Genomic DNA, 12,375 nt, shown 5'->3' on the forward strand with positions numbered 1-12,375 from the left:
CTCCGAGGCGCGATCCGCTCACCCTCGGTCACCATGCGCGGCGTGCCCCGTGAGCTCCCACCTCGCCGAACGCCCGCTGCCGCACCCTACGGCGGGCACCGACCCGACGGTACGATGCCCTCGGTGCGACCTGCGGACGACTGCTCCGCGCACCGTGGCAACTCCGGTCCGCAGCACAGCGGTTCGACATCGGTCGGCCGACGGGCGTCGGCCCGGCGGCGAACCAGCGGGGGCATGGTTTGTGGGGGGACGGGATGGACTTCGGCACGCAGGGCCCCGAGGCCCCGGCCGACCTGGCCTGGCTGCGCGGCGTGGACGCGTACACCATGGGCGCCTATCCGCAGGCGGAGGAGGAGTTCCGGGCCGCGGTGCGGCTGGACCCCGCGATGGCGGACGGCTGGCTCGGGTTACACGCGTTGCGGGTGGACACGACGACCGCGCTGCTGCGGATGTTCCGGCACCGGGACCGCTTCGGTGAACAGCGCACCCGGCACCGGCGCACGCTCAACTCCTGGTACTGGCTGGGCTGGTGGGTGCAACCCGTGCTGGAGAGCCCGCGCGACCTGCTGCTCGCGCACGCCTCGCACTGGCTGGACGGCCGGCACGTCCCCGAGCTGGACCGCGCCCTCGCGGGCCTGCCCCCCATAGACACCGACCGCCAGGTGCGCTTCCTGCACGCCTGCCGTGCCTATCTCGTCAAGGACTGGGAGCAGTTGGTACGGCACACCGACCCACTGCTCGACGATCCGCTGCTCGGCATCGAGGCCGGCCTCTTCGGCGGTATGGCCCGGGTCCGCCTGGAGATGTACGGACAGGCCGAACCGCTGCTGTCGGCGGCCCTGATGCGCTGCCGCAGCGAGCAGCCGCAGCGCAAGGAGCTGCGCTACTGGCTGGCCCGCGCCCACGAGGGCACCGGCCGCTCCGCCGCGGCGCTTCCCCTCTACCGGGCGGTGCACCGCGTCGATCCGGCCTTCATGGACACCTCCGCCCGGCTCGCGGCGATCGCCGAGGGCGACGGCTACGACGACACCGCCGACTTCGCGTCGATCGCGCTCACCGGGGCGGGGGACGTGGTCGACGGTCCCGACATGCTCGATCCGCTCTTCGGCACCGAGGGCCGGGACCTGAGACTGCCCGACGCCGGGCCGCCCACCGGTCCCCCGCCCTCGGTCACCGATCCGGCGGTGCGGGAGCGGACCGTGCTGCCCTCGCTGCCGCTGCCCGCCGGTCCCACCGACCCCGGGCTGCTGGAGGAGGCGCTCGCCGAACTGGAGCGCATGGTGGGCCTGGAGCCGGTCAAACGCCAGGTCAAGGCGTTGTCCGCACAGCTGAACATGGCCCGGCTGCGGGCCGGTCAGGGTCTGCCGGTGCAGCCGCCCAAGCGCCACTTCGTCTTCTCCGGCCCCTCCGGCACCGGCAAGACCACGGTGGCCCGCATCCTGGGCCGGGTCTTCTACGCCCTCGGGCTGCTCGGCGGCGACCACCTCGTGGAGGCACAGCGGGCGGACCTGGTCGGCGAGTACCTCGGGCAGACCGCCGTCAAGGCCAACGAACTGATCGACTCGGCGCTCGGCGGCGTGCTGTTCGTGGACGAGGCGTACTCGCTGTCCAACTCGGGCTACGGCAAGGGGGACGCCTACGGCGACGAGGCGCTCCAGGTGCTGCTGAAGCGGGCCGAGGACAACCGGGACCACCTGGTGGTGATCCTGGCCGGCTACCCGGAAGGCATGGACCGCCTCCTCGCCGCGAACCCCGGGCTCTCCTCCCGCTTCACCACCCGCGTGGACTTCCCCTCGTACCGCCCCCTCGAACTCACCGCGATCGGCGAGGTGCTGGCCGCGGAGAACGGCGACGCGTGGGACGAGGAGTCGCTGGACGAGCTGCGGTCGATCGCGGGGCACGTGGTCGACCAGGGGTGGATCGACGAGCTCGGCAACGGGCGGTTCCTGCGCACCCTGTACGAGAAGAGCTGCGCCTACCGGGACCTGCGCCTGTCCACCTGTCCGGGGGTGCTCTCGCGCGACGACCTGGCGACGCTGCGGCTGCCGGACCTGATGCAGGCGTACGGAGAGGTGCTCTCGGGCCGGGGGCCGCAGGACCCGTCACCCATGTGACGGACCCCGCGGCCACGCCGCGCAGGGCCGGCTCAGCCGGCCATGACCTCCTCGGCCGTACGGGGTTCGGACAGCACGGGCGCGGGCGGCAGCTCCCGGTGCGCCGGATCCGTCACCTCCCCGACCAGCAGCTCCAGTACGTCCTCCAGGGCGACCAGCCCGAGCACGCGCCCGGAACCGTCCGCCACCTGCGCCAGATGGGTGGCGGCGCGGCGCATGACGGTGAGCGCGTCGTCCAGCGGCAGCTCGGAGCGCAGCGTCGTCATGGGCCGCCACAGGTGCTGGGGCACGGCCCGCTCCGACTCCTCCAGGTCGAGGACGTCCTTCACGTGCAGGTACCCCATGAACGCCCCGTTCTCGGCGACCACCGGGAAGCGGGAGTACCCGGTCCGGGCGGTCAGCGCGATGATCCCGCCGGGCGTCACGGAAGGGCTCACCGTCACCAGCGACTCGCGCCGCAGGAGCACGTCGGTGACCGGGCGGGAGCCCAGTTCCAGCGCGTCCTCCAGGCGCTCGGCCTCCTCGGGGTCGAGCAGGCCCGCCTGGCCGGCGTCCTCCACGAGCCGGTTGAGCTGCTCGCTGGTGAACACCGCCTCGACCTCGTCCTTGGGCTCGACCCGGAACAGCCGCAGCACGCCCTGGGCGCAGGCGCCGAGGGCCACCGTGATCGGCCTGCACACGCGGGCGAAGGCGACCAGACCGGGGCTGAGCCACAGCGCCGCCTTCTCCGGCGCCGCCATCGCCAGGTTCTTCGGGACCATCTCGCCGATCACGAGGTGGAAGAAGACGACGGTGGCCAGCGCGATGACGAACCCGAGGGGGTGGATCACCGCGTGCGGCAGGTGGAGCAGGCCGAAGACAGGTTCCAGCAGGTGCGCCACCGTCGGCTCGGCGACCGCTCCGAGGGTCAGCGAGCAGATCGTGATGCCGAACTGGGCGGCGGCCATCATCTGCGGCAGGCGTTCCAGGCCGTACAGCACCTGGCGGGCCCGGGTCGTGCCGAGCGGTTCGATCTGGCTGCGGCGCACCGAGACCAGGGCGAACTCGGCGCCGACGAAGAAGCCGTTGGCGAGCACGAGCAGCGCCGCGAACAGCAGCTGGAGCAGACTCATCGCACGGCCTCCCTCACCGGGGCGGTGCGCACGATGCGTACCCGCTCGGCGCGGTAGTGCCCGATCTCACGCACGGCCAGCCGCCAGCCGGGCAGTTCGGCGCGGTCGCCGGCGGCCGGGATCCGTCCGAGCAGGTCGGCGACCAGGCCGGCGACCGTCTCGTAGGGTCCCTCGGGCACGTCGAGACCGATGCGCTGCAGGGCGTCGACCCGGCAGCTGCCGTCGGCGTCCCAGGCCGGCCGGCCGTCCTCGGGCGGGGCGGACACGAGCTCGGGCCGGTCGTGCCCGTCGTGCTCGTCCCGGACCTCGCCGACGAGTTCCTCGACGATGTCCTCCAGCGTGACCACACCGGCGGTGCCGCCGTACTCGTCGACGACGACCGCGATGGGCTGCTCGCTGCGCAACCGGGCGAGCAGCGGCTGCACCGGGAGCGTCTCGGGGACCAGCAGGGGCGCCTTGGCGATCCGGCCGACGGGGGTGCGCAGCCGCTCCGGCGCGGAGACGGCGAGCGCGTCCTTGAGGTGGACCATGCCGACGACCTCGTCGATGCGCTCCCGGTAGACCGGGAAGCGGGACAGCCCGGTGGCCCGGGTGAGGTTGACCACGTCCTCGGCGGTCGCCGAGGACTGCAGGGCGCTCACCCGCACCCGTGGGGTCATCACATGCTGCGCGGTGAGCTCGCCGAGCGACAGGGTGCGCACGAAGAGGTCCGCGGTGTCCTGCTCCAGGGCCCCGGCGCGCGCCGAGTGCCGGGCGAGGGAGACGAGCTCACCCGGGGTACGGGCGGAGGCCAGCTCCTCGGTGGGCTCGACGCCGAGGGCGCGGACCAGCCGGTTGGCGACGGAGTTCAGAGCGGCGATCACCGGCCTGAACACCCGTGCGAACAGATGCTGCGGGCCGGCGACGAAGCGCGCGACCTGCATGGGGCGGGAGACCGCCCAGTTCTTGGGGACGAGCTCACCGACGACCATCTGCACGGCCGAGGCCAGCAGCATGCCGACGGCCACGGCCACCCCGGACACCGCGCCCTCGGGGATGCCGACGGCCGTGAGGGGGCCGTCGAGCAGCGCGGCGAGGGCCGGTTCGGCGAGCATGCCGACGACCAGGGAGGTGATGGTGATGCCGAGCTGGGTGCCGGAGAGCTGGAACGACAGCTCCTTCAGCGACTCGACGACCCGGTGGGCCCGTCGGTCGCCCTCGGCGGCGGCCTTCTCGGCGTCCGGGCGGTCGACCGTCACAAGGCCGAACTCGGCCGCGACGAAGAAGCCGTTGGCGAGGATGAGCAGGAACGCGGCTGCCAGAAGCAGCAGGGGGAGGGTCATGATGCCGCCGCCCGAGCACGATGTCGGCAGGGGGCGGCGCAGGTACTACAGGACGATCCGTCCATCGCCGGAGAGGGTCACTCCTCGGGTCGCAGGAACCCCTGTGCGCCGGGCGGGCACCACAGGGGCGGAGGCGTCATGGAAAACGCCTCCGCCAACAGATTAATCAAGACACCGGCCGGTTCGGCAGGGTGAAGTGCTCCGAGTCAGGCCCGATGTTCCCCGGAACGGGCCTCGACCAGCGTCCGCAGCGCCCGCGCGTCGGCGATGGCCTGGGCCTTGGCGATGCCGGGCTGGATACCGATCGCGGCCAGGCTGGTGCCGTCGCTGAGGTCCAGGAAGACCCACGGATCGCCGACCCGCAGATGCACCTGCACGATCTCGGCCCACTCCAGGCGCCGGGTGCTGGCGAAGTTCACGACGGTGACGCCGGACTCGTCCGCGACCACCTTCGGGCGGGCGAGCAGCACCGCCACCCCCGCCAGTATGGCGGCCGTGAAGATGAAGCTGAGCCGCTCACCGGGGCCGAGCCGGTCCAGCAGCAGCGCGATCGTCGACACGACGACGAAGGTCACCACCGCGGCGGTGAGCAGCACGGCGCGGGTGCGGCCCGGACGGAAGGTGACGGGCAGCGTGGGCAGGTCGGACATGGCGGTGCGGTGTCCCTCAGAGGCGGCAGGCGTGGATGGCGGTGGTCAGGATGGCCCGGGCGCCGATCTCGTACAGGTCGTCCATGATCCGCTGGGCGTCCTTGGCGGGGACCATGGCGCGGACCGCGACCCAGCCCTCGTTGTGCAGCGGCGAGATGGTCGGGGACTCCAGGCCGGGGGTGAGCGCGACGGCCTTCTCCAGCTGCTCCACGCGGCAGTCGTAGTCCATCATCACGTACGTCCGTGCCACCAGGACGCCCTGGAGCCGGCGCAGGAACTGCTGCACCTTGGGCTCCTCGCCGTCCGCGCCGGTACGGCGGATGACGACGGCCTCGGACTGCATGATCGGCTCGCCGACGACCTCCAGGCCCGCGTTGCGCAGGCTGGTGCCGGTCTCGACGACGTCCGCGATGACCTGGGCCACGCCGAGCTGGATGGCCGTCTCGACGGCGCCGTCGAGGTGGACCACGGAGGCGTCGATGCCGCTGTCGCCGAGGTGCCGGGCGACGATGCCCTCGTAGGAGGTGGCGACCGTCTTGCCCTTGAGGTCCGCAAGGTCGCCGACGGTGCCGGGCTTGGTGGCGTAGCGGAAGGTGGAGCGGGCGAAGCCGAGCGGCAGGATCTCCTCCGCGTCGGCGCCGGAGTCGATCAGCAGGTCGCGGCCGGTGATGCCGATGTCGAGCTGCCCGGAGGCCACGTAGATCGCGATGTCCCGGGGGCGGAGGTAGAAGAACTCCACGTCGTTCACCGGGTCGACGATCCGCAGTTCCTTGGACTCGCGGCGCTGCCGGTAGCCGGCCTCATGCAGCATGTCCGCCGCAGGGCCGGAGAGGGAACCCTTGTTGGGGACGGCGATGCGCAGCATGAGGTCGGCTTCCTTTGCTCGGGGTGCTTCGGTGGGTGCTGTGGGGCGGGTCAGAGGTGGGCGTAGACGTCGTCGAGGGAGATCCCGCGCGCGACCATCATCACCTGGACGTGGTACAGCAGCTGCGAGATCTCCTCGGCGGCCGCGTCCTTGCCCTCGTACTCGGCGGCCATCCAGACCTCGGCGGCCTCTTCGACGACCTTCTTGCCGATGGCATGGACGCCCTTCTCGACCAGCTCGGCGGTGCGGGAAGTGGCGGGATCGCCGTGGGCGGCCTTGTGCTGGAGCTCGGTGAAGAGCTCCTCGAACGTCTTCTTGGACATGGTGACGCCCACTCTACGGGTTGCCCCGCCCGACCTAACGCCAGGGTTCGGACACCGAACGGAGCGTAGCCGCGGTCGCCACCGCCGCCGTCACCGCCTCGTGTCCCTTGTCCTCGTTGGAGCCCTCCAGGCCGGCCCGGTCCAGGGCCTGTTCCTCGGTGTCGCAGGTGAGGACGCCGAAGCCGACGGGGACGCCGGTGTCGACGGAGACCTGGGTCAGGCCCTGGGTGACGCCCTGGCACACGTACTCGAAGTGGGGGGTGCCGCCGCGGATGACGACGCCGAGGGCGACGACCGCGTCGTAGCCGCGGCCCGCGAGGACCTTGGCGACGACCGGGAGCTCCCAGCTGCCGGGGACCCGCAACAGGGTCGGTTCGTCGATGCCCAGATCGTGCAGGGCGCGCAGCGCGCCGTCCACCAGACCGTCCATCACCTTCTCGTGCCATTGCGCCGCGACGACGGCGACCCGAAGGTCACCCACGTTGCGTACGGACAGTTCCGGTGCGCCCTTGCCGCTCACGTTTCTCCTCGGTCGTTCTCTTACTGGTTGCCGCAGGTGGTCACGGCAGGCGTGTCCAGCCAGGGCAGGTCGTGGCCCATCCGGTCCCGCTTGGTGCGCAGGTACCGGAGGTTGTGCTCGCCCGCCTGTACGGGCATCGGCTCGCGCTCGGTGACGTCGATGCCGTGCCGCACGAGCGCGTCGGTCTTGTCGGGGTTGTTGGTCATCAGGCGGACGCTGCGCACGCCCAGGTCGGCCAGGATCTGCGCGCCGGCCGCGTAGTCGCGGGCGTCGGCGGGCAGGCCCAGCTCCAGGTTGGCGTCGAGGGTGTCCCGGCCGCGCTCCTGGAGCTCGTACGCCCGGAGCTTGGACAGCAGGCCGATGCCGCGGCCCTCGTGTCCGCGCAGATAGACCACCACGCCCCGGCCCTCGGCCTGGATGCGCTCCAGGGAGGCCTCCAGCTGGGGGCCGCAGTCGCAGCGCAGGGAGTGGAAGACGTCGCCGGTCAGGCACTCGGAGTGGACGCGGACCAGGACGTCCTTGCCGTCGCCGAGGTCGCCGTGCACGAGGGCGACGTGCTCGACACCGTCGACGACGGAACGGTAGCCGTACGCCGTGAAGGTGCCGTGGACGGTGGGGAGCCGGGTCTCGGCCTCGCGGCGGACGGTGGGCTCGGAGGTGCGCCGGTAGGCGATCAGGTCCTCGATGGAGATGATCGTCAGGCCGTGCTTGCGGGCGAACGGGACCAGCTCGGGCAGCCGCAGCATCCGGCCGTCCTCGCCGGCGATCTCGACGATCGCGCCGGCCGGGCGCAGGCCCGCGAGGCGGGCGAGGTCGACCGCGGCCTCGGTGTGGCCGTTGCGGGTGAGGACACCGCCGGACCGGGCGCGCAGCGGGAAGACGTGGCCGGGCCGGACGAGGTCGGTGGGCTCGGCGGTGCCGCTCGCCAGCAGTTGCAGCGTGGTCGCGCGGTCGGAGGCCGAGATGCCGGTGGTGACACCGTGCGCGGCGGAGGCGTCCACGGAGACGGTGAAGGCGGTCTTCATCGACTCGGTGTTGTCCTCGACCATCTGCGGGAGCCGCAGGCGGTCCAGCTCCTCCGCCTCCATGGGGGCGCAGATCAGGCCGCGGCACTCGCTCATCATGAAGGCGACGATCTCGGGGGTCGCCTTCTCGGCGGCGATGACGAGGTCGCCCTCGTTCTCGCGGTCCTCGTCGTCGACGACCACGACCGGGCGGCCGGCCGCGATGTCGGCGACGGCCTGCTCCACGGGGTCGAGGGAGAGGTCGGTGAGGTCTTCGGTGTACTCGGTGCTGTAGAGGACGGGGGCCGCGGTCATGCCGGTGCTCCTTCCAGGACGGGCCGCGTGTCCCTGCGGGAGCGCAGCCACCAGTCGCGCATGCCCCACAGGACGAGTGCGCCGTAGATGACGTAGACGAAGCCGGAGAAGGCGAAGCCGTTGGCGAAGTTCAGGGGCACGCCGACCAGGTCGACGAGGAGCCAGGCGAACCAGAACTCGACCATGCCGCGCGCCTGGGCGTACATGGCGACGACCGTGCCGACGAAGATGTAGGCGTCCGGCCAGGGGTCCCAGGACAGGGACGGGACCGCCGTGAACAGGCCGCCGACCGCGAGGGTGCCGAGCGCCGCCGCGCCGAGCAGCGCACCGCGCTCGCGCCAGGTGGCGAACCGGACGGCGATCGAGCCGTCCTGCGCCTGCTGCCGGCCGCGGTTCCACTGCCGAAAGCCGTATACGGCGACGAGCATGACGACGATCTGCTTGCCCGCGCTGCCCGAGAGGTGGGCGGTGGCGAAGGCCGCGAAGAGGATCAGGCCGGAGACGAACTGGGCGGGCCAGGTCCAGATCGAGCGGCGCCAGCCGAGCGCCAGGGCGAGCAGCCCGATCACGTTGCCGATCATGTCGGACCACTTGATGTGCTGGCCGAAGAGGCTGAACGCCTCGGAGTTGAGCCAGTTCACCGGCCGGCCCCCTGACCGCCCAGCAGCCGCTCCACGTACTTGGCGATGACGTCGACCTCGAGGTTGACCGGGTCGCCGGGCTGCTTGAGGCCGAGGGTGGTCAGCGCGAGGGTGGTGGGAATCAGGCTGACGGTGAAGTGGTCCGGGCCGGCCTCGACGACGGTGAGGCTGATGCCGTCGACGGTGATGGAGCCCTTGTCGACGACATAGCGCGCCAGCTCCGCCGGGAGCGAGATCCTGACGATCTCCCAGTGCTCGGAGGGGGTGCGCTCCAGCACGGTGCCGGTGCCGTCGACGTGGCCCTGCACGATGTGGCCGCCCAGCCGGGCGCCCACGGCGGTGGGCCGTTCGAGGTTGACGCGGGAGCCGACGGCGAGGACGCCCAGGCTGGAACGCTTGAGGGTCTCGGCCATGACGTCGGCGGTGAATTCGTCGCCCTCGTGCTCGACGACCGTGAGGCACACGCCGTTGACGGCGATGGAGTCGCCGTGCTGCGCCCCTTCGGTGACGACGGGGCCACGGAGCCGGAAGCGGGAGGCGTCGCCGAGGTTCTCGACGGCGGTGATCTCGCCCAGCTCTTCGACGATTCCGGTGAACACTTCCCGGGTCCTCCTGCCATTTCGGGCACGGACTCCGGGGCTGCCGAGACGGCAGAGCACGAGTGAGAACACCGGGGCGACGCCGGACGGACACGTCCCACGAGGGACGATCACGGTCGGCGGCGCGCACGAATGCCCGCTCGCCGCGCACTGCCTCCCATCCGGACTTTAACCGTCGGTCCAGGAATTTCACCTGGTCAACCGGTCGCTGGAGGCGACCGGGTCGCGGACTGTAACCGCCGGTTCGGACTTTCACCGACCCCGGAGTGCGCTGCTACTGGTACACGGCCAGTGTGCCACGACCGATCGGCGTCCATGCGGGAGAGTGATGTGGGGTGGCTCACAAGGTGCGTCGCTGGACTTCTCAGGCGACCGGAATCGTGCCTCAACTCCCGGGCCTCGATGCCCCCTTGGGAATTGGTACAGACCTATTGACGCACTGGTCTAGTCCTCTCTAGGGTCTGCGCAACTCCGTGGAGAGGAACCGATCGTGCTGTCCCCCTCACGTCACAGAACCAGACCCGCCCTCCTCGCCGCCGCGGCGGCCGTGGCGGGCCTGGTCCTCGCGAGCCTCCCCGCCACCGTCTCGCACGCCGCCGACCAGGAGACCTGCCGCCCCGACGGCCTCCACCGGACCGCGGGCGTGGACGTCCCGTACTGCTCGGTCTACGACTCGGCCGGGCGGGAGAAGATGGGCGCCGACCACCAGCGCCGGGTGATCGGCTACTTCACCGGCTGGCGCACCGGCAAGGACGGCACACCCGCCTATCTGGCCTCGGACATCCCATGGGACAAGATCACCCACATCAACTACGCCTTCGCGCACGTCGACGGCGGCAACAGGATCTCCGTCGGCGCGGACGGCGCCACGAACCCGGCGACCGGGATGACCTGGCCGGGGGTGACCGGCGCCGAGATGGACCCGGCGCTCCCCTACAAGGGCCACTTCAACCTGCTGAGCAAGTTCAAGAAGCAGCACCCGGACGTCAAGACGCTGATCTCGGTCGGCGGCTGGGCCGAGACCGGCGGCTACTTCGACGCCGACGGCACGCGCGTGGACTCCGGCGGCTTCTACGCGATGGCCACCAACGCCGACGGTTCGGTCAACCAGGCCGGCATCGACACCTTCGCGAACTCGGCCGTCGACTTCCTCAGGAAGTACGGCTTCAACGGCGTCGACATCGACTACGAGTACCCGACGACCATGAAGGACGCGGGCCACCCGCTCGACTGGCCGCTCGCGAACGCCCGCCGGGCCGGGCTGGTCAAGGGCTACGCCGCCCTGATGAAGACCCTGCGCGAGAAGCTCGACCGCGCGGGCGCGGCGGACGGCAGGCACTACCTGCTGACGGTGGCGGCGCCCTCGTCCGGATACCTGCTGCGCGGTATGGAGACCTTCCAGGTCCAGAAGTACCTGGACTACGTCAACATCATGTCCTACGACCTGCACGGCGCCTGGAACGAGTACGTCGGACCCAACGCCTCGCTCTTCGACGACGGCAAGGACGCGGAACTCGCCGCGGCGGGCGTCTACTCCACGTCCCAGTACGGCGGCCTCGGCTATCTGAACACCGACTGGGCGTACCACTACTTCCGCGGCTCGATGCCGGCCGGGCGCATCAACATCGGCCTGCCCTACTACACCCGCGGATTCAAGAACGTCACCGGCGGCACCGACGGCCTGTGGGGCAGGGCCCCCGCCACGAACTGCCCCGCCGGTTCCGGGCTGACCAAGTGCGGTGACGGCGCCGTCGGCATCGACAACCTGTGGCACGACAAGGACGACAACGGCAGGGAGTCGCCCGCCGGCTCCAACCCGATGTGGCACGCCAAGAACCTGGAGAGGGGCGTCGTCGGCGACTACGTGACGCGGTACGGCTTCCCGGCCGGGACGACGCTGACCGGGACCTACGCCCGGAAGTACGACGCCACGCTGGTCGCGCCCTGGCTGTGGAACGCCGAGAAGAAGGTCTTCCTGTCCACGGAGGATGAGCAGTCCGTGCGCGCCAAGGCGGACTACGTGGTCGACCGGGGCATCGGCGGCACGATGATCTGGGAACTGGCCGGCGACTACGGGTGGAACGCGGCCAAGGGGCAGTACGAGCCGGGGTCGACGCTGACGACGGCGATGTACGAGAAGTTCAAGTCCGCCTCGCCGTACGGCACGAAGCGCTCGACGATCGACCTGCCGTCCGAGGCGCTCAACATCGAGGTCGAGCTCGGGCAGTTCCCGCTCGGCGACTCCAACTACCCGATCGGCCCCAAGCTGAAGATCACGAACCGGACGAACGCGACGCTGCCCGGCGGTACGGAGTTCCGCTTCGACTACGGCACTTCGGCACCGGGCAACGCCAAGGACCAGTCGGGCTGGGGCACTTCGGTGATCCGCAGCGATCACACCGGGCCGAACGTCGGCGGTCTGAAGGGCGACCACCACCGGGTCTCGCTGAAGCTTCCGGCCTGGCAGACGCTGGCACCGGGCGCCTCGGTGGAGCTGGACTTCGTCTACTACCTCCCCGTGTCGACGCCGTCGAACTGGACGGTGACGTTCGGCGGGAGGACGTACGCGCTCGCGGCGGATCTGGCACGGGGCACGACGGTGGTGGAGCCCGGGACGGGAACCCCGACGCCGACGCCCTCGCAGACGCCCTCGCCCACCGCGAGCCCGACGGGCGGCACGGGGCAGTGCACGAATCCGGCCTGGAACGCCGTGACCGAGTACGGCGGAGGTGCCACGGTGGCCCATCGTGGGCACTCGTGGAAGGCCAAGTGGTGGACGAAGGGCGAGGAGCCCGGCACCACCGGCGAGTGGGGGGTCTGGCAGGACCTCGGCGTCTGCTGACCCCGTACGGAACGGACCCGGCGGCGGTGACGACGGCCCTTGCCCGCCGCCGGGTCTCCCCAAGGACG

Annotated in this window: 11 protein-coding genes and 1 riboswitch; of the genes, 2 read left to right on the plus strand and 9 right to left on the minus strand. The window is 71.3% G+C overall.

Going from position 1 to position 12,375, the window contains the following annotated elements:
• Positions 1 to 254 precede the first annotated feature (254 nt).
• Complete coding sequence (locus ACIP2X_RS27290; RefSeq protein ID WP_401677350.1) at positions 255 to 2,114, plus strand: AAA family ATPase; 1,860 nt, start codon at positions 255 to 257, stop codon at positions 2,112 to 2,114.
• A 32-nt stretch (positions 2,115 to 2,146) separates the two neighbouring features.
• Here the strand turns inward: ACIP2X_RS27290 and ACIP2X_RS27295 are convergent, their stop codons facing one another.
• The 9 genes from ACIP2X_RS27295 to ACIP2X_RS27335 form a co-directional block, all read right to left on the minus strand.
• Positions 2,147 to 3,226: a hemolysin family protein gene (locus ACIP2X_RS27295; RefSeq protein ID WP_401677352.1), complete on the minus strand. Its 1,080-nt coding sequence runs from the start codon at positions 3,224 to 3,226 to the stop codon at positions 2,147 to 2,149.
• Positions 3,223 to 4,548 (minus strand): hemolysin family protein, encoded by a 1,326-nt coding sequence (locus ACIP2X_RS27300; RefSeq protein WP_401677354.1) that lies wholly within the window; start codon positions 4,546 to 4,548, stop codon positions 3,223 to 3,225. Before ACIP2X_RS27300 ends, ACIP2X_RS27295 begins: the two co-directional genes overlap by 4 nt.
• Before the next feature lie 206 nt (positions 4,549 to 4,754).
• Complete coding sequence (locus ACIP2X_RS27305; protein WP_401677356.1) at positions 4,755 to 5,198, minus strand: PH domain-containing protein; 444 nt, start codon at positions 5,196 to 5,198, stop codon at positions 4,755 to 4,757.
• Between the two features lie 16 nt (positions 5,199 to 5,214).
• The gene (hisG, locus tag ACIP2X_RS27310; protein WP_401677358.1) at positions 5,215 to 6,063 is read right to left on the minus strand and encodes an ATP phosphoribosyltransferase; all 849 of its coding nucleotides are present in this window, start codon (positions 6,061 to 6,063) and stop codon (positions 5,215 to 5,217) included.
• A gap of 50 nt (positions 6,064 to 6,113) precedes the next feature.
• Complete coding sequence (locus ACIP2X_RS27315) at positions 6,114 to 6,386, minus strand: phosphoribosyl-ATP diphosphatase (protein WP_401677360.1); 273 nt, start codon at positions 6,384 to 6,386, stop codon at positions 6,114 to 6,116.
• 34 nt (positions 6,387 to 6,420) lie between these two features.
• Entirely contained in the window at positions 6,421 to 6,906 is a 486-nt protein-coding gene (gene ribH / locus ACIP2X_RS27320) for a 6,7-dimethyl-8-ribityllumazine synthase (RefSeq protein WP_401677362.1), read from the minus strand.
• 20 nt (positions 6,907 to 6,926) lie between these two features.
• Positions 6,927 to 8,225 carry a bifunctional 3,4-dihydroxy-2-butanone-4-phosphate synthase/GTP cyclohydrolase II gene (locus ACIP2X_RS27325; RefSeq protein WP_401677364.1) on the minus strand — a complete coding sequence of 433 codons (1,299 nt, stop codon included), beginning with the start codon at positions 8,223 to 8,225 and terminating at the stop codon, positions 6,927 to 6,929.
• Positions 8,222 to 8,866 (minus strand): nicotinamide riboside transporter PnuC, encoded by a 645-nt coding sequence (locus ACIP2X_RS27330; RefSeq protein ID WP_401677366.1) that lies wholly within the window; start codon positions 8,864 to 8,866, stop codon positions 8,222 to 8,224. Before ACIP2X_RS27330 ends, ACIP2X_RS27325 begins: the two co-directional genes overlap by 4 nt.
• Entirely contained in the window at positions 8,863 to 9,465 is a 603-nt protein-coding gene (locus tag ACIP2X_RS27335) for a riboflavin synthase (protein WP_401677368.1), read from the minus strand. Before ACIP2X_RS27335 ends, ACIP2X_RS27330 begins: the two co-directional genes overlap by 4 nt.
• A gap of 143 nt (positions 9,466 to 9,608) precedes the next feature.
• Positions 9,609 to 9,739: riboswitch (FMN riboswitch) on the minus strand.
• A 216-nt stretch (positions 9,740 to 9,955) separates the two neighbouring features.
• Here ACIP2X_RS27335 and ACIP2X_RS27340 point away from each other — a divergent pair.
• Positions 9,956 to 12,307 (plus strand): chitinase C-terminal domain-containing protein, encoded by a 2,352-nt coding sequence (locus ACIP2X_RS27340; RefSeq protein ID WP_401677370.1) that lies wholly within the window; start codon positions 9,956 to 9,958, stop codon positions 12,305 to 12,307.
• The last annotated feature ends 68 nt before the right edge of the window (positions 12,308 to 12,375 follow it).

This window comes from Streptomyces sp. NPDC089424 (genome assembly GCF_044749345.1).
Taxonomy (GTDB): Bacteria; Actinomycetota; Actinomycetes; order Streptomycetales; family Streptomycetaceae; genus Streptomyces.

Bases quoted from the DNA above. Each gene is read 5' to 3' on its own strand.
- ACIP2X_RS27290 (WP_401677350.1), top strand. From the start codon at position 255: ATGGACTTCGGCACGCAGGGCCCCGAGGCCCCGGCCGACCTGGCCTGG.
- hisG (WP_401677358.1), bottom strand. From the start codon at position 6,063: ATGCTGCGCATCGCCGTCCCCAACAAGGGTTCCCTCTCCGGCCCTGCG.
- ACIP2X_RS27325 (WP_401677364.1), bottom strand. From the start codon at position 8,225: ATGACCGCGGCCCCCGTCCTCTACAGCACCGAGTACACCGAAGACCTC.
- ACIP2X_RS27315 (WP_401677360.1), bottom strand. From the start codon at position 6,386: ATGTCCAAGAAGACGTTCGAGGAGCTCTTCACCGAGCTCCAGCACAAG.
- ACIP2X_RS27300 (WP_401677354.1), bottom strand. From the start codon at position 4,548: ATGACCCTCCCCCTGCTGCTTCTGGCAGCCGCGTTCCTGCTCATCCTC.
- ACIP2X_RS27295 (WP_401677352.1), bottom strand. From the start codon at position 3,226: ATGAGTCTGCTCCAGCTGCTGTTCGCGGCGCTGCTCGTGCTCGCCAAC.
- ACIP2X_RS27305 (WP_401677356.1), bottom strand. From the start codon at position 5,198: ATGTCCGACCTGCCCACGCTGCCCGTCACCTTCCGTCCGGGCCGCACC.